Annotated in this window: 20 protein-coding genes and 1 other annotated feature; of the genes, 15 read left to right on the top strand and 5 right to left on the bottom strand. The window is 43.4% G+C overall.

Features of this window, described 5'->3' with window-relative positions; translation table 11 throughout:
* Positions 1-54: 54 nt before the first annotated feature.
* Positions 55-564 (bottom strand): cupin domain-containing protein, encoded by a 510-nt coding sequence (locus FZC88_RS19810; RefSeq protein WP_148971002.1) that lies wholly within the window; start codon positions 562-564, stop codon positions 55-57.
* A gap of 175 nt (positions 565-739) precedes the next feature.
* Here FZC88_RS19810 and FZC88_RS19805 point away from each other — a divergent pair, with 175 nt between their 5' ends.
* The 6 genes from FZC88_RS19805 (at position 740) to FZC88_RS19780 (ending at position 8,654) form a co-directional block, all read left to right on the top strand.
* Positions 740-2,101 (top strand): sigma-54 interaction domain-containing protein, encoded by a 1,362-nt coding sequence (locus FZC88_RS19805; protein ID WP_148996153.1) that lies wholly within the window; start codon positions 740-742, stop codon positions 2,099-2,101.
* A gap of 291 nt (positions 2,102-2,392) precedes the next feature.
* A complete protein-coding gene (locus FZC88_RS19800; RefSeq protein ID WP_148996152.1) occupies positions 2,393-3,715 on the top strand; it encodes a GntP family permease in 1,323 nt (440 codons plus the stop codon).
* A 15-nt stretch (positions 3,716-3,730) separates the two neighbouring features.
* On the top strand, positions 3,731-4,507 hold the full coding sequence (locus FZC88_RS19795; protein ID WP_148996151.1) for a 3-hydroxybutyrate dehydrogenase: 777 nt from the start codon (positions 3,731-3,733) through the stop codon (positions 4,505-4,507).
* Between the two features lie 352 nt (positions 4,508-4,859).
* Positions 4,860-5,082, top strand: a binding site (T-box leader).
* A gap of 83 nt (positions 5,083-5,165) precedes the next feature.
* A complete protein-coding gene (gene leuS / locus FZC88_RS19790; protein WP_148996150.1) occupies positions 5,166-7,580 on the top strand; it encodes a leucine--tRNA ligase in 2,415 nt (804 codons plus the stop codon).
* A gap of 276 nt (positions 7,581-7,856) precedes the next feature.
* Positions 7,857-8,171, top strand: a complete 315-nt coding sequence (locus FZC88_RS19785; RefSeq protein WP_148970998.1) for a rhodanese-like domain-containing protein — start codon at positions 7,857-7,859, stop codon at positions 8,169-8,171.
* Between the two features lie 300 nt (positions 8,172-8,471).
* Positions 8,472-8,654, top strand: a complete 183-nt coding sequence (locus FZC88_RS19780; RefSeq protein ID WP_113969818.1) for a sporulation protein Cse60 — start codon at positions 8,472-8,474, stop codon at positions 8,652-8,654.
* A 50-nt stretch (positions 8,655-8,704) separates the two neighbouring features.
* Here the strand turns inward: FZC88_RS19780 and FZC88_RS19775 are convergent, their stop codons facing one another.
* Positions 8,705-9,967 (bottom strand): BaiN/RdsA family NAD(P)/FAD-dependent oxidoreductase, encoded by a 1,263-nt coding sequence (locus FZC88_RS19775; RefSeq protein WP_148996212.1) that lies wholly within the window; start codon positions 9,965-9,967, stop codon positions 8,705-8,707.
* A 203-nt stretch (positions 9,968-10,170) separates the two neighbouring features.
* On the opposite strand from FZC88_RS19775, the gene FZC88_RS19770 reads away from it, so the two are divergent.
* On the top strand, positions 10,171-11,790 hold the full coding sequence (locus FZC88_RS19770; protein WP_148970997.1) for a putative polysaccharide biosynthesis protein: 1,620 nt from the start codon (positions 10,171-10,173) through the stop codon (positions 11,788-11,790).
* A gap of 113 nt (positions 11,791-11,903) precedes the next feature.
* Here FZC88_RS19770 and FZC88_RS19765 read toward each other — a convergent pair whose 3' ends face one another.
* Positions 11,904-12,131 (bottom strand): hypothetical protein, encoded by a 228-nt coding sequence (locus FZC88_RS19765; RefSeq protein WP_148970996.1) that lies wholly within the window; start codon positions 12,129-12,131, stop codon positions 11,904-11,906.
* A gap of 150 nt (positions 12,132-12,281) precedes the next feature.
* Here FZC88_RS19765 and FZC88_RS19760 point away from each other — a divergent pair, with 150 nt between their 5' ends.
* Positions 12,282-13,007: a pseudouridine synthase gene (locus tag FZC88_RS19760; protein ID WP_282138968.1), complete on the top strand. Its 726-nt coding sequence runs from the start codon at positions 12,282-12,284 to the stop codon at positions 13,005-13,007.
* A 361-nt stretch (positions 13,008-13,368) separates the two neighbouring features.
* Here FZC88_RS19760 and FZC88_RS19755 read toward each other — a convergent pair whose 3' ends face one another.
* Positions 13,369-13,590, bottom strand: coding sequence for a DeoR family transcriptional regulator (locus FZC88_RS19755; protein WP_044340309.1), 222 nt, complete (start codon positions 13,588-13,590; stop codon positions 13,369-13,371).
* Between the two features lie 454 nt (positions 13,591-14,044).
* On the opposite strand from FZC88_RS19755, the gene pepV reads away from it, so the two are divergent.
* Genes pepV through FZC88_RS19740 form a run of 3 tightly spaced genes read left to right on the top strand, consistent with a single transcriptional unit; the run spans position 14,045 to position 16,619 of the window.
* Entirely contained in the window at positions 14,045-15,451 is a 1,407-nt protein-coding gene (pepV, locus tag FZC88_RS19750) for a dipeptidase PepV (protein ID WP_148996149.1), read from the top strand.
* Between the two features lie 21 nt (positions 15,452-15,472).
* Entirely contained in the window at positions 15,473-16,327 is an 855-nt protein-coding gene (gene dat, locus FZC88_RS19745) for a D-amino-acid transaminase (RefSeq protein WP_148996148.1), read from the top strand.
* A gap of 13 nt (positions 16,328-16,340) precedes the next feature.
* Positions 16,341-16,619, top strand: a complete 279-nt coding sequence (locus FZC88_RS19740; protein ID WP_148970992.1) for a hypothetical protein — start codon at positions 16,341-16,343, stop codon at positions 16,617-16,619.
* 83 nt (positions 16,620-16,702) lie between these two features.
* Here FZC88_RS19740 and cysK read toward each other — a convergent pair whose 3' ends face one another.
* Positions 16,703-17,632, bottom strand: a complete 930-nt coding sequence (gene cysK, locus FZC88_RS19735) for a cysteine synthase A (protein ID WP_148970991.1) — start codon at positions 17,630-17,632, stop codon at positions 16,703-16,705.
* A gap of 165 nt (positions 17,633-17,797) precedes the next feature.
* On the opposite strand from cysK, the gene thpR reads away from it, so the two are divergent.
* From thpR to pulA, 4 genes are read left to right on the top strand one after another with little or no spacing between them, the layout of a single operon-like run.
* The gene (gene thpR / locus FZC88_RS19730; protein ID WP_148970990.1) at positions 17,798-18,349 is read left to right on the top strand and encodes an RNA 2',3'-cyclic phosphodiesterase; all 552 of its coding nucleotides are present in this window, start codon (positions 17,798-17,800) and stop codon (positions 18,347-18,349) included.
* 23 nt (positions 18,350-18,372) lie between these two features.
* Positions 18,373-19,338: a nuclease-related domain-containing protein gene (locus tag FZC88_RS19725; RefSeq protein WP_148996147.1), complete on the top strand. Its 966-nt coding sequence runs from the start codon at positions 18,373-18,375 to the stop codon at positions 19,336-19,338.
* Positions 19,335-20,288: a diacylglycerol/lipid kinase family protein gene (locus FZC88_RS19720; RefSeq protein WP_148970988.1), complete on the top strand. Its 954-nt coding sequence runs from the start codon at positions 19,335-19,337 to the stop codon at positions 20,286-20,288. Before FZC88_RS19725 ends, FZC88_RS19720 begins: the two co-directional genes overlap by 4 nt.
* The gene (gene pulA / locus FZC88_RS19715; RefSeq protein ID WP_148996146.1) at positions 20,282-22,426 is read left to right on the top strand and encodes a type I pullulanase; all 2,145 of its coding nucleotides are present in this window, start codon (positions 20,282-20,284) and stop codon (positions 22,424-22,426) included. The genes FZC88_RS19720 and pulA overlap by 7 nt, the downstream gene beginning before the upstream one ends.
* The last annotated feature ends 150 nt before the right edge of the window (positions 22,427-22,576 follow it).

Genomic DNA, 22,576 nt, shown 5'->3' with positions numbered 1-22,576 from the left:
ATAGGAATGGAAAAAATCGAATAAAAACGTAACGATTGGATGCAGAACGTTAGGTTAAACCATTTTCTTGAGCCAATATTTTATGAGTGGACCCGTTTCCCCAAACACAGGGTCCAATGATGGACGCGGAACGTTCTTAATTTCAATTAAAACACTCGGCCGTTCACGCAATGAACCTTTTTTCAAATTATACTCGTCACCATTCGGATAGGCACCTGCGACTTTAAAGTCGGGACTTGAATATAATTTCTTATGTCCGGTCCCGGCTGGAAGGATGATCACATCACCTTTATGGACCGTCACTTCTTCGCCCATTTCGCCACCTAATTGAACGGTTGCCTCACCTTCCATGACTCCTAATACTTCATGTGCATTACTATGGTAATGGTGGTAATCATATATGCCATTGGTCCAACTATTGAGCCATTGATTTCTGTTAAAGAGCTCTTCGGCGTCATGAGGATGATCAAGTGCATTCCGATAAATGAGTACGGGCAGGTCCGGGTTATTCGGGATGATTCCATCGTCTTCGAAATAAAATATTTTCAGTTCTGCGATTTTCATCCTTTCATTCCTCCATTCATTGTTAAGAAGTTTCCCTAATTCCGTATACATTAAACCGAATCTCCACTGGTAATTGAAAGATTTGCAAGCCGCTTACATTTTTGGGAACGACAGATAGTGTATGTGCTACTATAGATGTATATGTTCTCTTTCAAAAACAGAGGAGGCAGTGGAAATGAGCAGCTTATTAAAAAAGGTATCCGTCGAAATGATTGAAATCATTCTTGAGAACGCTTTCGAATGGTTGGTCGTCGTTGATAATGAAGGCACGATTATCTATATAAATGACAATTACTGTCGCTTTCTTGAAGTTGAACGAGATAAAGCGATAGGCTCACATGTGACGAACGTCATCGAAAACACACGTATGCATATTGTTGCGGACAGTGGTAAAGAGGAAGTGGCAGACCTTCAATACATAAAAGGAAACTATATGATCGCCAATCGTATTCCGATTCGGGTTGATGGTGAAGTGATAGGAGCATTTGGATCGGTGATCTTCCGGGACACGAGTGAATGGATGCAAATGAGTTCGCACGTAAAGAACATGATGTCTAAAATTCAAAGCTACATCCAGGATATCAATACAGGCGTGAAATACACGCTGAATGACATTATCGGTGAATCACCGGGAATGAATGAATTGAAGGTCAAAGCTCAAATGATTGCCCCCGGTGATATTTCGATCCTGATCAGAGGTGAGAGCGGAACGGGTAAAGAGTTGTTTGCCCACAGTATTCACCAGCTTAGCGAAAGAAGCAGGCAACCTTTCATTAAAGTAAACTGTGCCGCGATCCCGGAGCAGCTACTGGAATCAGAGCTGTTCGGTTACGAAGAAGGAGCTTTTACAGGAGCGAAAAAGGGTGGTAAAAAAGGGAAGTTTCAGCTGGCCCATAAGGGAACACTTTTCCTTGATGAAATCGGGGACATGCCTCTCAATATGCAGGCGAAGCTTCTCAGGGCTTTACAGGAAGGGGAGGTCGAGGCAGTCGGTTCAAACCGTGTTCAACATGTGGATGTCCGCATCATCGCAGCCACGAACCGTCCCCTTGAAAAAATGATGGAAGAAAAGCGATTTCGAAGCGACCTGTACTATCGTATTAATGTAGTCCCCTTTCAAATTCCCCCTCTCCGTGAGCGGAAGGAAGATATCGAGAGTTTGGCTGCCTTTTTCTTGGAAAAATCCACAAAATCATCGGGGAAACGGATCCAAGGGTTTGAAAACGAAGTGATGCAGATTTTTCGTTCCTATAGCTGGCCCGGGAATTTGCGTGAATTAGAAAATGTCATTAACGCTTCCACCTATTTGTCCAATGAAAGCTGGATCTCTCTGCAGTCACTGCCTTCTTATATGAAGGTTGGAAACTTTTATGATGTCGGCTCTAAAACATTAAGAGAAATCCTCGAAGAAACGGAGAAATCCGTATTGACTCAAAGTTTGCAAACTCATCAGGACGATAAACGAAAGGTTGCAGAGACTTTGGGGATAAGTAAGTCAAGCATGTATGAGAAGTTAAATAAATATCAGCTTCTATAATATAGTTGTGCAGGTAGTCCGGAAATATGGAAAACAGTCCATATTTCCGGACTGTTTTATTTTTAGTGTAAATATGTACATTTCGTGACTAAAATGCCGGATTTGTCCAGAATCCTGGAATTCTTAAAATATGTGGGTGAGAAAAGGAGTGGATGATTAGTAATCTGAAAGTTGGCACAATTATTGCATGTATTCTATTTGAAAGTATTTTATGGAAAGGAGAGAAGAAGAGTAGATAAAAATGTAAACGATTTCATTTAATCATCTTTAGAGAACAAAGGGGGAAATATCATGTTAAGCATGATCGGTCTTATTGGAGGACTCATTTTATTAATCTTTTTAACAATGAGGGGCATGAACATATTGATTGTTGGTCCCATCTCGGCTTTATTCGTAGCAGTGTTGAGTGGGATGCCGCTCTTTCCGCAGTTAGCGGGTGAAGGGGAAGCGAATCTCGTTTCAAACTATATGTCAGGTTTTACAAGCTTCGTCGCTGCCTGGTATCTGATGTTCTTATTGGGTGCCGTGTTCGGAAAAGTAATGGAAGATAGCGGGGCAGCAGATAGTGTCTCCCGGTTTGTAGTAGAAAAACTAGGGATGAAGTATGCCGTATTTGCCATTGTGCTTGCCTGTGCCGTTTTAACATATGGGGGAGTCAGTCTCTTCGTTGTTGCATTCTCTGTATATCCTATGGCCGTTAGTTTATTTAAACAAGCGGATCTGCCGCGTCGTTTCATTCCTGCGGCATTAGCATTCGGGTCGGTCACGTTCACGATGACATCTGCAGGTTCACCGGAAATCCAAAACTGGATTCCGATTGAATATCTTGGTACGACACCTTATGCAGGCTGGGAAGTCAGCTTGATCGTAGCCGTGTTTATGGCAGTGTTTGGCTACTGGTGGTTAAAGCGTATGATCACCAAAGCAGTCAATAAAGGAGAGAAATTCCATTCACGTGAAGAAGATCCGGTCATTGATGAAGGAAGACCCCTGCCTAACCCGTTCATGGGGTTGGTTCCATTATTAGTCGTCCTTATTCTGGCTTTCACTTTCCACGATTCTTTAAAACAATCAGCACTTATCATTGCCTTATTAGGTGGTGTGATTTCTGCTTACGTGTTAAATCGCAAATATTTCAAAGGCTTCTGGGGTGCTGTTTCCGAAGGTACGGTTGGAGCATTGATCGCCATCGGTAACACAGCGGCCGTCGTTGGATTCGGAGGAGTGGCCAAAGCCGTTCCAGCCTTCAGTACAGCCGTTGATGTCATGACGAATATTCCTGGATCCCCATTGATTGGTGGGGCCATCGCAGTCAGTGTGATAGCAGGGATGACCGGTTCAGCATCAGGTGGTCAAGCAATCGCATTGCCGATCCTCGCTCCTCATTATGTTGATATGGGTGTGAATCCTGAAGCCCTTCACCGGGTAGTGGCGATATCTTCAGGAGCACTGGATTCATTGCCGCACAATGGATATGTCGTAACGACGATCCGTTCGATCTGTAATGAATCACATGGACAAGCATATGGTGCGGTAGGAGCAGTAACCGTCATTGTCCCACTTATCGGTTTAGCATTAGCGATTCTTTTATTCTCATTTGGCGTAGGGATCTAAGAAAGGAGTATCATCATGGTTGAAAATAAAGTTGTATTCATAACAGGGGCAGCGCAGGGGATCGGCTTCGAAATCGGAAAAGAATTCGCTGCTAACGGAGCCAAAGTCGTATTGACGGATCTGCAGGAAGGTTCCGTTCAAAAAGCTTCGGATGCCCTTGAGGCAGAAGGATTTGAAGTTCTTGGATTGCGATGTGACGTGACATCGGAATCCGATTTAAAAGAGGCAATCGCTAAAACGGTGGATCACTACGGGAAGCTGGACGTATTAATCAATAATGCAGGACTTCAACATGTGTCCCATATTGAAGAGTTCCCGACTGAGAAATTCGAACTTCTCATAAAAGTCATGCTGACCGCTCCTTTTGTCGCGATCAAGCATGTCCTGCCCCACATGAAGGAGCAGGGGTCGGGACGGATCATCAATATGGCGTCCATTAATGGATTAGTAGGCTTCTCCGGCAAAGCAGCCTATAATTCTGCCAAACACGGAGTCATCGGCTTGACGAAGGTAGCAGCATTGGAAGCGGCACAGGATGGAATTACCGTAAATGCGGTTTGTCCGGGGTATGTTGACACTCCGCTGGTTCGAAATCAGCTGGGGGACCTTGCCAAAACGCGCAATATACCGTTTGAAAGAGTGATAGAAGAAGTCATCTATCCTCTCGTACCGCAGAGAAGATTACTGGATGTAAAAGAAATTGCAGACTATACCATGTTCCTATGCAGTGATGCAGCGAAGGGAATCACCGGACAGGCAGTTGTATTGGATGGCGGGTATACGGTTCAATAGCTAGGCGAAGGAGAAACGACCTTTTAGGAGGTCGTTTCATTTATTGGGTGAGGTTGATATGGCGGTGATTTATGGTGAGTCTGTTTTTGGGGAAAGACGTAAATCGGCGGCTTGATTTTTCTCGATAACGGCCGGATTATTCAGAATGGACTCGATTTTTCTAGGAAATGGCCGAATTTTTGATTGAAACTACAGGATTCTTAACTAAGAGGACAAAATTTACCCGTAAGAAGTCACCTGGAATCTCATACAATTTAATAAAAAGTCAATAATCTCATCCATTAATCAACAATAGGCTTGCGCTTCTGTATATTTTTCACTAAAATAGTGAATACATATATTGTTTACCTATATCGAAACGTTGATCAGGAGTAGTAATGAAGGATTTCTGTCGTAGAGAGTTGACGGGTGGTGAAAGTCAACCAGAAGCATCATGAACTCGCCTGCTGAGTTGCAAGTGTGAACGAACAGTAAGACTTGCCGTTTTCCGCGTTAAGGATGAATGAAGCTGAGTGCGCGTACACTAATGTGGGTGGTACCGCGGGAGAATGTACATACAAACTCTCGTCCCAAATATTTATTTGGGATGAGAGTTTTTTTATTTTTTAAAAAAGAGGGGCACCTGCCTTTCGAATGACAATTAAAGGAGGATCTCAATATGAGTTTTAATCATAAAAGTGTTGAGACAAAATGGCAGCAGTATTGGGAAGAAAACAAAACGTTCAAGGCGACGGAAGATGAAGGAAAAGACAATTTCTACGCACTGGATATGTTCCCGTATCCATCAGGCGCAGGCCTTCACGTAGGACATCCGGAAGGGTTTACGGCAACGGACATCCTTTCCCGCATGAAGCGTATGCAAGGGTACAATGTCCTTCATCCGATGGGGTGGGATGCATTCGGTTTACCGGCTGAGCAATATGCCCTTGATACAGGGAATGACCCGGCAGAATTCACACAAAAAAATATCGATACATTCCGCCGTCAAATTAAAGCTCTAGGTTTTTCTTACGATTGGGACCGCGAAGTCAATACAACAGATCCAGGCTACTACAAATGGACACAATGGATCTTCACCAAACTTTATGAAAAAGGCTTGGCTTATGTGGATGAGGTTGCCGTGAATTGGTGTCCGGCACTTGGGACGGTCCTTGCCAATGAAGAAGTCATCGATGGGAAGAGCGAACGCGGAGGGCATCCCGTAGAGCGCCGTCCGATGAAGCAGTGGATGCTGAAGATCACCGCTTATGCAGACCGTCTTGTGGAAGACCTTGAAGATGTAGACTGGCCTGAGAGTATTAAAGATATGCAACGCAACTGGATCGGACGCTCTGAAGGAGCAGAAATCAATTTTACTATTGATGGGCATGATGAATCTTTCGATGTTTTCACAACACGTCCGGATACGATCTTTGGTGCAACATACGCGGTTCTTGCTCCTGAGCATCCGTTCGTCGCGAAAATCACAACGGACGAACAACGCTCGAAAGTGAATGAGTATATCGACAAGATCAAGTCAAAAAGTGATCTTGAACGTACAGATCTTGCAAAAGAAAAAACGGGTGTATTCACGGGCGCCTATGCGATCAATCCAGCTAACGGAAGCAAAATGCCGATCTGGATTGCCGATTACGTTCTAATGAGCTACGGTTCTGGTGCAATCATGGCTGTTCCTGCTCATGACGAGAGAGATTATGAATTTGCCAAAGAATTCGATCTTCCAATCGTGGAAGTGGTCGCTGGAGGCAACGTTGAGAAAGAAGCTTATACAGGTGACGGAGATCATGTGAACTCTGATTTTCTTGATGGAATGGGTAAGGAAGAGGCAATCACAAAAGCCATTTCCTGGTTGGAAGAAAAGAATATCGGAACGAAGAAAGTGACGTACCGTCTGCGTGACTGGTTATTCAGCCGTCAGCGTTACTGGGGCGAGCCGATTCCAGTCATCCATTGGGAAGATGGCACAACGACCACGGTTCCAGAAAGTGAGCTTCCACTTGTCCTTCCCAAGACGACTGAAATCAAACCGTCCGGTACAGGTGAATCTCCACTTGCGAACATCAGTGAATGGGTGAATGTTGAAGACCCTGAAACAGGTAAAAAAGGCCGCCGTGAAACAAACACAATGCCTCAGTGGGCAGGAAGCTGCTGGTACTATATCCGTTATATCGATCCACATAACGAAGAAGCCCTGGCTGATGCGAAGAAAATGGAAAATTGGCTGCCGGTCGATACGTATATCGGAGGAGCCGAACATGCGGTGCTTCACTTGCTTTATGCCCGTTTCTGGCACAAGTTCCTTTATGATATCGGCGTAGTGCCAACGAAAGAGCCGTTCCAGAAGCTATTCAACCAAGGAATGATCCTGGGTGAAAACAATGAAAAAATGAGTAAATCAAAAGGGAATGTTGTGAATCCTGATGAGGTGGTAGAATCTCACGGTGCAGATACCCTTCGTCTTTATGAAATGTTCATGGGTCCACTTGAAGCTTCCATCGCCTGGAGCACAAACGGACTGGACGGAGCCCGTCGCTTCCTTGACCGTGTATGGCGCCTGCTTGTCGAGGAGGATGGTTCACTTTCCTCGAAGGTGACAGATGCACCAAACAGTGACCTGGATAAAACGTATAATCAAACCGTGAAAAAAGTGACAGAAGACTACGAAGGGCTTCGTTTCAACACAGGAATTTCCCAGCTGATGGTATTCATCAATGATGCATACAAAGCTGACACACTTCCTAAGAATTATGTGGAAGGTTTCATTAAGATGCTGGCACCGATCGCTCCGCATATGACAGAAGAGCTTTGGAGCAAGCTAGGTCATGAAGGAACTCTTTCCTACGAAACATGGCCGACATTCGATGAATCGAAGCTTGTCGACAACGAAGTCGAAATCGTTCTTCAAGTAAACGGTAAAGTGAAGGCGAAAGTCATGATCCCTCGAGATATGAACAAAGATGATCTAGAAAAAACCGCCATGGAAAACGATGAAATCAAAAGCCAAATCGAAGGCAAAACCATCCGCAAAGTCATTGCCGTACCTGGCAAACTAGTGAACATCGTAGCCAACTAATATTGTGTTGAGGGACGGACCTTGAAATGCATCTGATTGGTAGGAAATACTATCAATTGGGGATTCTGTATTTCACCAAGGTCCGTCCCTCTTTTCTATTTAGGGGGGCGGACCTCTATATGGGCCGGAATTTGATCGCAAATCGCTTTAAATCAGCGTTTTATTGAGGTCCGTCCCTCTTTCAATCTGATTTTTTTGTTTGGGAGACGGGCTTTGGTATAATTGTGTTGAATGAATGACGAATAATGAGTGAATGATGAAAGGAAGTTGAGAAGTATGGATACAATTAAAACGATTACGACTGATGAGTTGGAGCAAAAGTTGAAAAATGGTGAAGATCTGCTTTTAGTGGATGTTCGTGAAGATGAAGAAGTGGCAGAGGGAGTGATTCCTGGAGCAAAGCATATCAAAATGGGTGAAATTCCTGAGTCACTTGATCAATTTGATAAAGACAAAGAGTACATCTTTATCTGCCGTTCAGGAAACCGCAGCGGAAATGTTGCTCACTACATGCAGGAACAAGGATATAAAGTGGTGAACATGGAAGGCGGCATGATGAACTGGGCTGGGGAGACAGCGGCGAAGAAATAATTGATTTTTCTGGGAAGAAGCGCATCCTTTTTTTGAAAAGGGTGTGCTTTTTTCATGTATATAGTGAAAAATGGCTTCACTACAGAGTTCTACGTGGAATGTAAGGCGGTTTATCAGCGAAATTCGAGATATATCAGCGAAATCGACAATATATCAGCGAAATTCAAAATATATCAGCGAAATCAAAAAAATACCAAACTCAACGAAACATTCAATCCTCAATAAAAATCCCCCATCAATTGTTTGAAAATTAAATATTCTGACGATACTAATATCAATCAAAAATGGGGAGGGAGCTCCATGATTCAAGTGAAAGTCTTCGATTATGAGCATGAGAAAGATTTAGAGAAAGATATGAATCATTTTCTCAGTAAACTGGAAGATAAAAAAATCGTGGATATTAAATATCATGTAGCAGCATTGTCGGAGGAAGTGGAAGATCAAATTTATTGTTTCTCGGCCATGGTTGTTTACAGAAAATAAAAAGGTTGATCGTACTGCAGATGCAGATGGGATCAACCTTTCTTTTTGAATTATACTTTTGCCGCATTAAAGCCTGCAAGTCTTCCTGTAACAAGGGCAGAAGTAATATTATAGCCGCCGGTATATCCGTGGATATCAAGCACTTCTCCACAGAAGTAGAGTCCGTTCATCTTTTTCGAAGCCATCGTTTTCGGTTCGATTTCTTTAATGGAAACACCGCCGCCCGTAACAAACGCCTTATCAATGGACAATGTTCCGTTCACATTGAAGGTGAATTGTTTTAACAACTTGGTAAACTGTCGGATTTTTTCTGAGAAGATATGATCTCCTTTTTCATCGTGATCGATTTCTGCACGGTCCAGTAAAAATAACAGGTATCTCTCAGGAACCAATCCTTTGAATATATTCTTCGCGGCTTTCTTTCCATCTTCTTTCACCTGTTTATGGATAGACTGGAATAGCTGTTCTTCATTTTGATCAGGCATGGAATCGATCTGCATGGCAACATGGGTCAGGTTCCATTTCTTCATGGCCTTTACCACATATTGACTGCAACGGAGAACGGCCGGTCCGGAAATTCCTAAATGGGTAAAGATCATATCCATTTTATGCGTGATGATTTTTTTCCCCTTAGGATTTAATACGCTCAACTCAACGCTGCGCAATGAAAGCCCTTGGAGCTCTTTCTTTTTAACAAAAGGCTCGTCCGACGTAAGGGGAACCTCGGTCGGGAACAAGTCGGTAATTGTATGCCCTGCTTTCGTCGCCCATGGATACCCATCGCCCGTCGATCCGGTATGAGGGACGGACTTGCCTCCAACCGCGATGACGACAGCCTTTGCGGCGATCGTTTCACCGTCTTTCAAGAGGATACCGACCGTCTCGCCGTTTTCGTACAGAACTTCGTCCACGCTTGTGCTCGTCCGGGTATCCACCTTTAACTCCTTCATGCGTTTCAATAAGGCTTCCACAACATCCATGGCCCGGTTCGATACAGGAAACATCCTGCCGTGATCTTCCTCTTTTAATTGTATCCCCAGCTTCTCAAAGAAAGCGATGATATCTTCATTATTGAACTCGGAAAAGGCACTATATAAAAATCGTCCATTTCCCGGAATATGCTTAATGATTTCTTCTATGGGAAGTCGATTGGTCACGTTGCAGCGGCCGCCTCCGGAAATCGCGAGCTTTCTTCCAAGTTTCGTTCCTTTATCTACAAGAAGGACGTTCGCTCCGTTTTCCCCGGCTGCGATACTGGCCATCAATCCGGACGGTCCTCCACCTATGACAATCACATCGTATTTCTTTACCATTTTTCCACCAACTTTTAGTTTTGCTCTTTCGTTTCTCAAAAGAAGTTTCTCCTTATTTTAAATGGGATGGGTTTTAAATACAACATTCGAAAAAAATTGTCATTCGATTCGTACAGTAGTAAACTACTGATAGTGTGTAAATTTTCAAGTTGGATTTTATTTTGTTTGTTTAATGAGCAACAAGATATATAGAGAGGGATACTATGTCATCTAAATTAATAAGAGGGACGTTTATATTAACGTTAGGGACCTTTATTTCGAAGTTTCTGGGTCTTTTTTATGTTATACCGTTTGATGATTTGTTAAAAGGTCATGAAGAGGGGGCTTCCCTATATCAATATGGTTATGTACCGTATACAATCTTTCTGACTGTAGCGACTGCAGGTGTGCCCCTGGCCGTTTCAAAATTCGTTTCAAAATATAATGCCATAGGTGAATATGCCGTAGGACGAAGGCTGTTTAAGTCAGGTTTGGTGCTGATGACGCTGACGGGGATTGTTTCGTTCCTCATTATGTATGCATTTGCACCTATATTCGCAGAAATGACAATCAAGAGTGATGAACAGGTGATTTCGGTTGCACAGGTGACGACCGTCATTCGGGCAGTGAGTTTTGCACTGATCATCATTCCGTTTATGAGCTTGATCAGGGGCTTTTTCCAGGGCCATCAATCCATGGGGCCGACAGCGGTTTCCCAGGTAATCGAACAAATTGTCCGGATTGTTTTCTTACTGGGCGGGATTTATGTAGTATTAAACATTTTAGATGGGTCTGTGACAACCGCCATTGCTGTAGCGACATTTGCTGCATTTGTCGGGGGGCTGGCGAGTCTCGGGGCATTGATTTGGTATTGGTTTAAACGAAAGCCTCATTTAGACGAGCTCCTAGAGGAAGATCGCGGTCAGGAAGAGGTTTCATTACGATCGATGTATAAAGAGATCATCGCCTATTCGATTCCGTTTATTTTTGTAGGACTTGCCAACCCGTTATTTCAACTGGTTGATCAGATTACTTTTAATACTGCGATGTCTGCGATTGGTAATGCAAAAGTTTCCGATCATGCCTTTGCCGTATTGAACTTCTATACTCATAAACTTGTGATTATTCCAGTGTCCTTGGCAACCGCCTTTTCTATGACGCTGATTCCGTTGATTACGACGTCTTATACAAGCGGCGACCGGAAAACGATGCGTAGAAACATCGACCAAACGTTTCAAATTCTATTGTTTTTAACAGTACCGGCAGCTTTAGGAATTGCGCTATTAGCTGAGCCAACGTATACGATGTTCTATCACAGTGATGAATTAGGAACTTCTATTTTAAGATCATATGCACCTGTTGCGATTCTCTTTGCATTATTTGCTGTTACAGCAGCGATTCTTCAAGGAATTGACGAGCAGAAATTTACTATCTTCAGCTTGCTTGTCGGTCTGCTACTCAAGCTTGTCCTGAACATACCGTTGATTCGCTTGTTCGAAACTCAAGGTGCTGTCATCGCCACTGTGATTGGGTATGCAGTAGCGATTCTAATCAATTTATATGTCATCAAGAAATACGCGAGATATCAATTCAGACTGATTATGAGAAGAACCATGTTCATAGGAGCACTAAATGCCGTCATGGCAGTGGTGGTATTGGTGTTATATCGTATACTGGTTCAATTCCTCAATCCTGAGTCCGGATTCCAATCGATTCTTCTCGTTGCTATATGTGGCGGGGTGGGAGCACTTGTTTACTTCTACTTAAGCTTAAGAAGTAAATTGGCAGATCGTTTATTCGGGGATAAAATCACGAGGATTCGCAGTAAACTTCGCATAGGGTAAAAGGAAAAGGGATGATACATGCCGATCATCCCTTTTTTTATTGAATGGACAGTGAGCCCTGCTTCTATTTAAGCGGTCATGCACTTTTCATCAATCATTGTAATAGGAGAGGGCTAATTATTATAATACCCAAGTTGTCTTTCAAGTCGCTCTACTTTTCGTTCCAAGCGGTCGACTTTGCGGTCCAGACGCTCATATTGTCTCTCAAGCCGGTCTAACCGGTCGTTGACGCCGCCGCCATACCCTTGACCAGGAAAACCTGGATATCCCTGTCCGCCGCCTCCAGGAAGTGGAATAGGGATCAATAATCCACCTGATCCTTGTTGTCGATATGGATACATATGCTTCACCTCATTTATTTTTATCAAAGTTGCTTACCTGTAGTAGCCTATGTTAAGAATAGAAACATGAATGGGTAAGTGCCCATGGACTGGTCAAATCACTAATAAAACCAACATTAAAGAATAAGAACTCAACATAAACGGAGCGTGATTAACGTGAGAATAGATAAAATGCTTGCCAATATGGGTTACGGCAGCCGGAAAGAAGTAAAGAAATTATTAAAGGATGGCGGTCTTCAAGTCAATGGAGAGGTCATTAAAGATGGAAAGGTGCATATCAATACGGAAAAGGATACAGTGATGTTGTATGGAGAGCAGGTTGAGTATCGTGAATTCATCTACCTTCTCATGAATAAGCCGCCTGGAGTCATCTCAGCAACTGAAGATGGACAGGATGAAACCGTCATTGATTTGCTTCAATTGGAAGATCAAATATTCAATCCATTTCCTGTCGGAAGACTCGATAAGGATACAGAAGGATTCCTTCTCATTACGAATGACGGTCAATTATCCCACCAGCTCCTTTCTCCGAAGCGCCATGTTCCGAAAACGTATTTTGCCGTGATTGACGGTGAAGTGACAGAAGGGGACGTAGAAGCCTTTAAAAGTGGAGTCACGTTGGATGATGGCTATGAAACTAAGCCGGGGGAATTGACGATTCTAAAATCAGGACTGACTTCTGATATTGAATTGACGATCACTGAAGGGAAATTTCATCAGGTGAAAAGAATGTTCGAAAGCGTAGGAAAGCGCGTCATATATCTGAAGCGTTTAACGATGGGACCGCTTGAGCTTGATAAAGATCTGGAGCTTGGTGAGTACCGTGAGCTGACCGAAGAGGAAGTAACACTACTAAAAGAATACAAGCCTGAATAAAAAACGGGGCAGCACCCTTCGGTAAAGGTGCTGCCCCGTTTCGTTGTTTGAAAAGTCATTTTAGTCCGCTATTCGATCTGCTCCAGCGACAAGGCAGTCGACGCTTTTCTATGTGTCCAGCTCCAGGGCTTAGAGGCTCGAGGTCATAAGCCAAACCTGCCAAAAAGGCAAAAACCCGCCTTTTCGGCAGGTTCGTCTTATGCTTGCGCCTCTGGGCAAGGCCCTTCCGCTTTTCTATGTGTCCAGCTCCGGCGGCTAGTCCCTCGAGGTCATAAGTCAAGAACACCAAAAAGGCAAAGGGCGCCTTTCCGGCGTTCTCGTCTTATGCTTGTCGGGCCTGAACGAGCCGCCTCCGTTTCGTTTAAGAAGTCATCTTCACTTTCTTCTCTGTTGTTGTCCATTGACCCCGACTTGGGCTTTGCACCAAGTCATTATACGCTAACACGTTGAGATCTCTTTGTATGGTGCGAGGAGTAATGCCAAATTCGTCTACAAGATCTTGAGTTGTTACAGTACCTTTCTGTTTAATGTACATGTACACAGCTTTGATTCTAGTTAGCATACGATTGGTTGAAGGTTTCAAAGAACCACTCCCTCATCATTTTTCCAAAGGCAAAGACTACATGCGTCATTTGTGCACCTCACGTGCTACCATATGTACTATGCGCTTTAGACAACCCCTTTTCTACATATAAAGTTTACTCATAAGATGTCAGACAATTACATTGTACTCCTAATCCGACAAAATTTCAAAAACATTGTCCAAATTTACAAACAATTTACGTAGTAACTTGATGGTTGTATTCCTAGAATATGAATAAAATGCTAAATATATGTATTTTTTATTAATATTGATGTTGTTAAGAATGAGAGAGTCCCCGAATTGAAGCCAATTGCCTTCGAATCAACTAGTATACTCATTGAACAGAGCAAGAGCGCATACATCGGTTATTCACCGGATTCTCTCTGTTTGGATTTCCCCATGAAACAGTATAAAATGAGAGTAGAAGTAAATACATATAAGCAGGTGGATACGAATGAGTATTAATTGGACGAATGAAGTGGAGAAGCGGAAGGACGATTTGCTTAAGGATCTGCAGCAATTCCTGCAGATTAAAAGTGTGCTGGATGAAGAGAATGCGACGGAGGATGCACCACTGGGGAGAGGCGTGAAAGAAGCGCTGGACTATTTATTGACCCTTGGTGAGAAAGACGGTTTCATCCCTAAGAATGTGGACCATCTTGCCGGACATTTAGAGTTTGGTAATGGAAGTGACCTTCTCGGTATCCTTTGTCATGTGGACGTTGTTCCTGAAGGGGATGGATGGAGTTTCGATCCCTTTGGCGGAGAGATAAAAGACGGTAAGATATATGCCCGTGGAGCAATCGATGACAAGGGTCCTACAATGGCTGCCTATTATGCCATGAAAATCGTAAAGGATCTTGATCCCACCTTCAATAAGCGGGTCCGGATGATCATTGGAACAGATGAAGAAAGCGACTGGAGATGTGTTGAGCATTATTTCAAAAAAGAAGAAATGCCTACAATGGGATTTGCCCCTGATGCAGACTTTCCGATCATCCATGCAGAAAAAGGGATCGCCGACTATGATTTAGTCCAAATAAAACCGGCGGATGTGTCTCAAACGGGCATCAAGGTAATGTCTTTTGAGTCCGGCCGACGCTACAACATGGTTCCTGACTATGCCAAAGCGGTACTATTGGTCGATGAGGATCATACAAAATGGGTTCAAAACTTTGAAATTTTCACAAAGGAAGAAAACATCAAAGGGAACTATTACATCGAAAACGGCGAGCTTGTTTTTGAAGTCGAAGGCGTTTCTTCACATGGAATGGAGCCTGACAACGGGAAGAATGCGGGTCTCTACTTAGCTGCATTCTTATCACAGCTGCCACTACCTTCTCAAGGAAAAGAGTTCTTTGAGTTCACGACCAAGCATTTCTTTAAAGATTCAAGAGGGATTCAACTCGGTGTAAGCTACCGTGACGATATTACGGGAGATTTAACTATCAACGTAGGGAAGTTGCGCTATTCAGATGCTGATGGCGGGCGATTAGGATTAAACATGCGTTATCCGGTTACGTTTGAGATGGAAAAAGGAAAGGCAATCATTGAGAACATAGAAGGCTATTCGATTGAAAACTTCTCAGATAGTAAACCTCATCATGTGTCTAAAGATGATGAACTTGTTCAAACGCTGAAGAAAGTATATGAGGATCAAACCGGTGAGAGAGGCGAGTTATTAAGCATCGGTGGAGGTACTTACGCCAGAAGCTTAGAGGCAGGCGTAGCCTTTGGGGCATTATTCCCCGGCCGTGAAGATATTGCTCATCAGAAAGATGAATATATGTATATAGAGGATCTCCTGAAAGCAACGGCTATTTACGCACAGGCTATCTATGAATTAGCATGTGAATCTTAAGAGAGACAAGGGGAGAGCAGAATGAACACAGTATTTGTAAATGGGGAATTTATCGATCGTGCCGATGCGAAGATTGATATTGAGGATCGCGGTTATCAATTCGGGGATGGAATCTATGAAGTGATTCGCGTATACGGCGGAAACACGTTCACGATGAAGGAGCATATGGAGAGACTTTATCAAAGTGCTGAAAAGATGAAGCTGTCCATTCCGAATTCAGAAGAAGAACTGACTGCACATCTTCTGGAGCTTATCGATTCCAATCAAGTGAAAGACGGGATTGTTTATATACAAGTGACCCGCGGTGTGTCTTCCCGTCAGCACCATTTTCCTTCGAAAGATGTAATGGGAAGCGTCGTTGCTTATACGAAGGATTTTCCTGTTCCTCTTCACCAGATGGAGCAAGGTGTAACAGCTAAGCTGGTCGAAGATATCAGGTGGCTGAGATGTGATATTAAGAGCTTGAATCTTCTCGGAAACCTGCTGGCAAAAGAAGAAGCTGCATCTGAAGGTCATTTTGAAGCTATTTTGCATCGAGGGGATACTGTGACAGAAGGCTCCTCTTCTAATGCATTCATGGTGAAAGATGGAGTCATCTACACGCATCCCGTAACAAACTTGATACTCAATGGTATTACGAGAAGAGTCATTGAAGATTTATGCAGAAGAAATAATATCTCTTTTCAAGAAGAGACGTTTCTTGTCCCTGATCTTCTCGAAGCGGATGAAGTATTCATCGCAAGTACGACTTCAGAAGTCATGCCCGTCATTAAGATCGATCAACAGGTGATCGGAAATGGAAAAACCGGTTCTGTAACCAAAAAGCTGCAGGCACTGTTTAGTGAAAGAAAAAGGGAACAAAGCCCTGTAAAATAGTTGGAGGCTTTAAATGAGATTGATTTGTTCACAACCATTTATGAAGACCGAACGAAGAATAGAAGACAACCAGCAATTCACGGTAGAGACAGAGGAGCATCTTTATTTATACAGTGATCGAATCGAGACTCCTACGAGAAGCTTCACCATCAAGGACGTGATGGATGTGACAAGCAAACCATTGTCAGCTTTCTATACTTTTTTGTATCTTCACACGATTGAAGGAGTGTGGACGTTTGTTGTTAAGTCATCTCCTGAACAATTCATCACGCAGTATCATAAGGTTAAATGATCATAAGAAAGAGGCTGCGCAGTCATGGGCGCAGCCTCTTTTGGTTATCGAACGGATCGATTAGTCGCAGCTTCTTTTGTATATTAAAATCTGAACAGGTCGCTTGATAGATATCTTTCTCCTGTATCGCAGGCAATGCACACGACTACATCATCAGGTGATAACTTCTTCGCCACTTCAATGGCTGCATAACAAGCGGCCCCTGATGAAGGCCCTACGAGGATACCTTCTTCACTTGCCATTCTGCGGGCAATATCGTAGGCATGCTCGTCTTCGATTTTGTGGATTTCATCGTAGACACTGGTATTCAGTATTTCTGGAACAAATCCTGGACTAGTCCCTACTAACTTATGCTTCCCGGGCTTTCCTCCAGAAAGAACTGGGGATCCCGCCGGTTCCACGACATGAACGGCGAGGTCCGGATAATGCTCTCTTAACACTTCACCTGTTCCTGTAATCGTTCCGCCCGTTCCGGCAGTCGCTACAAATGCAGATAAGGGCTTGCCGATTTCTTTCATGGCTTCCACAATCTCGAGGGCCGTCGTCTTTCGATGGGCATCCGGGTTCGCATCGTTTTCAAACTGCATCGGCATGAAGCTATTTGGGATTTGCTCTGTTAATTCTTTCGCTTTTTCGATAGCGCCTGGCATTTTGTCATCTCCAGGTGTTAATACTACTTCAGCTCCGTATGCTTTTAACAGATTGATACGCTCTTGAGTCATCGTATCGGGCATGACCAGTATTGCGCGATATCCCCTTGCTGCTGCATTCATGGCAAGGCCGATACCCGTGTTTCCGCTTGTGGGCTCTATGATGGTCGATCCTTCTTTTAATAAGCCTTCCTTTTCTGCTTCAACGATCATTTGAAAGGCTGCACGGTCCTTCACGCTTTTACTCGGGTTATAGAATTCCAATTTAACATATACATCCGCTCCGTCAGCAGGATTGAGTCGATTCAATTTGACCAGGGGGGTGTCCCCGATCAGTTCAGCTATATTTTGTACAACTTTCATGGTCAACTTCCTTTCAGAAAACGTTCTTCTTCTATCGTACTAATTCATATAAGTCTTATCAAATAAATGAGCTTTGTATTTCATTTTTATTGCATTTCCTTCTAGTCATTCTCTCTCATGACACATTTTGCTAAAATGGTAGTAACGAATGAAAGGACGAGTGATATGTTGAAAGCTCACTATTTCTTTGCACTATCTCTATCTCAAGAAACGAAACACTGCATACAAAAGTGGACGCAGCCAATGAAGGATGAGGGTTCTTTTCAGAGCTGGGTGCACCCGCAGGACTATCACATCACATTGGCCTTTTTGGGAAGTGCGGATGAACTTCAACCCGTGATCCATAAAGTGGACGCGCTTGATTGTCCTTCATTTTCATTAACCCTCGATCACTACGGTACTTTTGGAAAAAGTGATTCACCGAGAATTCTATGGTTGGGCGCTCAGCCTTCTGAAATCTTACAGCGGGTTCGGGGCAGAGTGTATGGTGTGTGTGAAGATGCGGGCTTTCAATTAGATAAGAGACCTTTTTCTCCACATATCACCGTGGGGCGAAAGTGGAATAGAGATTTTCCTTTTACTTCCGAGTGGTTGAATTCGTTTCAGCCGCCTGACACCCATTTATTCACTGCAAGAGAAATCGTGTTATATCGAACGCACGTAGACCGTCTGCCTAAGTATGAAGCCATTTATACCAAACCGTTACATGCAAATTGACCGTCATGAAAGGACCGATCCATATGGCACAGCTGATTAAACTTCAAGATTACGTTTCCAGGTACGAAACGGATTTATATAGATATCCTTCCCAATTTGTCCGATTAAAAAAGCAGCAATGGGAAAAAATGAAACAACATTGGGAAAACGGTGAACTCCCTCCAGCTTCCCCGATCGTTAAGGAGGAAGAACAGGAACAGGAAAGGAACTCCATGAAGGAGAAGCTCTTTTCACTGTTCAAAAAGAAAGAGGAAGAAGAGGAGCTCTCAAGCTCCATTCAGGCAAATGATGAAGAAATCGCATTTGAAATGGAATCACATCACGATATCTCTACGGAGGAAGAATTGAAGGTTTCCTTCCTGGACCTTGTATTTGATTTTCAGTTGAGGTGGGCAAGCTCCACGATCATGGAGAAATCCTATGTAGATAACAGCTATCATTATGACGAACGATTACGCTACCTGCTTCAGCGTTTTCCAGATAACATATTCGTGTTGTACAACCCGGTATTGAAAATTAAACATGCCCCTGTAGAACTCGAAACCATATTGATCACCCCAACAGGGATCTGGTGCTTAACCTTTCTCGAATTTGAAGAGGGAACTGCCTACATCGGTTCAGGAGAACGTTTCTGGTTGAAAAAATGGGGAGATCTAGAGACGAAGGTATTAAACCCTCTAATCGGACTGAGAAGGATGGAGGGAATACTCCATCAAATCATTCAATATGCAGGTGTTGACCTTCCGATTCATAAAGGCGTGATAAGCAGAAATGGATACATAGATTACCCACAGGCCCCGATGGGCATTCAGTTTCTTGACAAACGTCTCCACAACGAATGGTTTCAGCAGCAGCGCTCAAGCTCTTCTCCGATCAAGAGTGTCCAGCTGAAAGCGGCACAAGCCATCATGGAGTATTGCCAAACTACTTCATTTAAAAGGCTTCAGTGGGGAGAGCATGCTGTTGAATCAGATGAGAACCAACAATGAGGACGATTTTTATCGTGAATCCTTCAGCAAAGAATCATCACTCCTTATCTTCGTGGAATCAATTTAGTCAAACCATCGATATTCCACATGAGATTTTTTTGACTGGTCAACCCGGTGACGTGAAGAAGATCGTTTCAAGTGTTGTCAATCAATCTCCAGACGACTGGCTCCTGGTAGTGGGAGTAGGTGGTGATGGGACCATGAACTCTGTGGTGAGTGGAACAATCGGTTTTGACAAGGTCGTTATAGGGTATATTCCATCAGGAAGTGGTAATGATTTTGCAAGGGGCTATAATTGGCCTAACAATAAAAAACAAGCATATACCTTAATAAAGGAAGGTATAAAAGAAGAGGACATCGTGACCTTGGATTCAGGTCAATTTACCATGAACAGCGGACCAAATGGGTATTTCGTGAATAATATAGGGATAGGATTTGACGCGGAAATTGCCCGTAAGGCCAATCGTTCATCCTTTAAGAGGTGGTTGAACAAATGGTCCCTTGGACAACTGATCTATCCTATCCTTCTTTGTAAGGAAGCGTTTACGTATAAACCTTTTTCCCTTTCGATAGATGTGGATGGAAAAGAGCAGGTGTTTCACAAAGTATGGTTTGTGACAGTTTCGAATCAGCCTTTTTTTGGTGGAGGAATGAAGATCGCCCCACAGGCTTGTCCTGATGATGGATCTATCGATATGACCCTTGTCCATGGGTTATCGAGGTGGAAATTACTCCTGGTCTTTCTATCTGTCTTCTTCGGAAAACATACGGCTTTTAACGAAGTCAGCACGTGTACGGGAACAACGATGAACATCCGATCGAGTCAGGATGTACCTGTGCACGCAGATGGAGACACAATTGAAGAACTGAAGAAGGGGAATGAATTGAAGGTGCACGTTCTTCCATTAAGTTGGAAAATGTTAAATAGAAGTGGGTGGCAGAAGTGTTAGTCATTAGCAGACATTACGATGCGTTCTTAGATACGTTCAATACGGTTACATTGATTCTTCCATACGATTATCATGATGGGAATTCCAGTCACTTCTCTCTCATTAAAGGCAGTGAAAAAATAGCTCTTCATATTGAAGAAAAGATTCCCCTCAATGATGCGATGAAATATGTCACGACGATTCAGAGTGAGAAGGTTGTCCTGGGTGAAGTCTATGAAGTTGTCGATGAGCATAACACAAAGACAGACCTCCAAATCGGAGCGGTCATAAGGACCGAAGAGTTTGATCAACGTTTTTATTACGACGGGGATGACCTTGGTGTTACATACCAAGAGGGGTGCACCGTGTTTAAAGTATGGTCTCCGACGGCAACAGAGGTAAGACTTAAGCTGAAATCCCCTGATGATGAAGAAATCCAGTACCCATTCGAGAGAGTTGAGAAAGGCGTATGGGAATGTAAGGTGAATACCGATGTAGATCGCTATTATTATACAATTCTAACGTGTATCAATCTGGTTTGGGATGAACTGATTGATCCATATGCTAAATCGATTTCATACGACAGTGAGTGGGGATGTGTTGTGAACCTTGGACGAATTGAGGGACCTTCTTCCTTGGCACCGTTACTTTCACCTACAGATGCTGTCATTTATGAATTGAATGTCCGTGATTTCTCAGCACAAAAAGAAAGCGGCATGAAATTCGCAGGGAAATATCGTGCCTTTACAGAAAAAGGGACTTCTACCCCGAAAGGATTCAGTAGTGGAATTCAGTATTTAAAGGAGCTGGGCATCACCCATGTTGAACTGCTTCCTGTCAATGATTTCGATGGGGTGACGGATCACCCTTCCGATAAAAGCTACAATTGGGGATATAACCCTTTGTTTTTTAATGCGCCGGAAGGGAGCTACAGCTTAAAGCCTGAAGATCCCTATGAGCGGATCAATGAACTGAAAAGCGTGATTAATAGCCTTCATGAAGAAAATATCAGGGTTATATTGGATGTGGTATACAACCACGTGTTCATTCGGGAGGATTCATCTTTTGAAAAGCTTGTTCCCGGGTATTTCTTCCGTCACGACGAAAATGGTTTACCTTCAAATGGGACGGGAGTGGGAAATGATTTTGCTTCCGAACGCCTGATGGCCAGGAAATTCATCGTTGATTCGATTCTTTATTGGATAAAAGAGTACGGTGTCGACGGCTTCCGTTTTGACCTGATGGGAATTCTTGATACTAAGACCATGACGACAATCCGAGAAGAAGTGGATAAGGTTTTGCCTGGAGCGATCATCATAGGAGAAGGCTGGGACCTGAACACCCCCCTGCCCCCGCATCAAAAGGCCAACCTGCGTAACGCCCATCAGCTTCAAGGGATCGGTCAATTCAATGACTGGTTCCGGGACACCATTAAAGGAAGTACGTTTAACTTATATGATAAAGGGTTTGCTCTCGGTCACGGACACTTGGAACAAAAGGTGGAACTCGTCCTGACTGGAAGTGTCGGGATGAAAAATGGGGAAAGAGGGCTCTTTAAAGAGCCGACCCAATCCGTTAACTATGTGGAATCCCATGATAATCACACCCTTTGGGATAAAATGAAAGCTTGTTTAAATGAAGATGAAGAAACCCTTATGAATCGCCATAAATTAGCAACCACGATGGTACTGCTATCTCAAGGGATCCCTTTTATTCATGCAGGACAGGAATTTTACAGGACGAAAAAGGGAATTGAAAACAGCTACAATTCTCCTGTTGAAATTAATCAATTAGACTGGACGAGAAGAGAAGAATTCGATGATGTCGTTCAATACGTGAAAGCACTGATTCAAATCCGTAAAAGTCACGGTGCCTTCCGATTTCAAAACAGCGGACTGATCCGGGAACATGTGGAAGTCTCTCATAGCATCGAAAATCTTGTTGTGGTCCGCTATCAGAATGTCCACCCGTATGGCCCGTGGAACGATATCTTCATGGTCTTCCATTCAGATTTGAAGAAGTGTCAGTATTCCCTCCCGGAAGGAAAAGATTGGATTTGTTTGTCAGACGGAAATAGGGCAAATGTAAGCGGTCTTTATGGGGTAGAAGAGCGAACTATAACCCTTGAACCTGTCTCTTCCTATGTGTTTGTAAGGTAGCAGTTCATTCCAGTGCTTGACGAAAACGCAAGATGACGATAAAATCTTAAACAGATGGCTATTGATTGTATTGCCCAATAGCTGTCTTTTTTATTTTATAAGACTTTTTTGATGCAGTGAATGAATCCAAACTTTAACGTAACTGAACAT

Origin of the sequence: Rossellomorea aquimaris (genome assembly GCF_008180865.1) — a bacterium.
GTDB classification, from domain to species: domain Bacteria; phylum Bacillota; class Bacilli; order Bacillales; family Bacillaceae_B; genus Rossellomorea; species Rossellomorea yichunensis.
This window is presented reverse-complemented; position numbering and strand designations above follow the sequence as displayed.

Coding starts and splice junctions, on each gene's coding strand:
- FZC88_RS19810 (WP_148971002.1), bottom strand. CDS start 564: ATGAAAATCGCAGAACTGAAAATATTTTATTTCGAAGACGATGGAATC.
- FZC88_RS19805 (WP_148996153.1), top strand. CDS start 740: ATGAGCAGCTTATTAAAAAAGGTATCCGTCGAAATGATTGAAATCATT.
- FZC88_RS19800 (WP_148996152.1), top strand. CDS start 2,393: ATGTTAAGCATGATCGGTCTTATTGGAGGACTCATTTTATTAATCTTT.
- FZC88_RS19795 (WP_148996151.1), top strand. CDS start 3,731: ATGGTTGAAAATAAAGTTGTATTCATAACAGGGGCAGCGCAGGGGATC.
- leuS (WP_148996150.1), top strand. CDS start 5,166: ATGAGTTTTAATCATAAAAGTGTTGAGACAAAATGGCAGCAGTATTGG.
- FZC88_RS19785 (WP_148970998.1), top strand. CDS start 7,857: ATGGATACAATTAAAACGATTACGACTGATGAGTTGGAGCAAAAGTTG.
- FZC88_RS19780 (WP_113969818.1), top strand. CDS start 8,472: ATGATTCAAGTGAAAGTCTTCGATTATGAGCATGAGAAAGATTTAGAG.
- FZC88_RS19775 (WP_148996212.1), bottom strand. CDS start 9,967: ATGGTAAAGAAATACGATGTGATTGTCATAGGTGGAGGACCGTCCGGA.
- FZC88_RS19770 (WP_148970997.1), top strand. CDS start 10,171: ATGTCATCTAAATTAATAAGAGGGACGTTTATATTAACGTTAGGGACC.
- FZC88_RS19765 (WP_148970996.1), bottom strand. CDS start 12,131: ATGTATCCATATCGACAACAAGGATCAGGTGGATTATTGATCCCTATT.
- pepV (WP_148996149.1), top strand. CDS start 14,045: ATGAGTATTAATTGGACGAATGAAGTGGAGAAGCGGAAGGACGATTTG.
- dat (WP_148996148.1), top strand. CDS start 15,473: ATGAACACAGTATTTGTAAATGGGGAATTTATCGATCGTGCCGATGCG.
- FZC88_RS19740 (WP_148970992.1), top strand. CDS start 16,341: ATGAGATTGATTTGTTCACAACCATTTATGAAGACCGAACGAAGAATA.
- cysK (WP_148970991.1), bottom strand. CDS start 17,632: ATGAAAGTTGTACAAAATATAGCTGAACTGATCGGGGACACCCCCCTG.
- thpR (WP_148970990.1), top strand. CDS start 17,798: ATGTTGAAAGCTCACTATTTCTTTGCACTATCTCTATCTCAAGAAACG.
- FZC88_RS19725 (WP_148996147.1), top strand. CDS start 18,373: ATGGCACAGCTGATTAAACTTCAAGATTACGTTTCCAGGTACGAAACG.
- FZC88_RS19720 (WP_148970988.1), top strand. CDS start 19,335: ATGAGGACGATTTTTATCGTGAATCCTTCAGCAAAGAATCATCACTCC.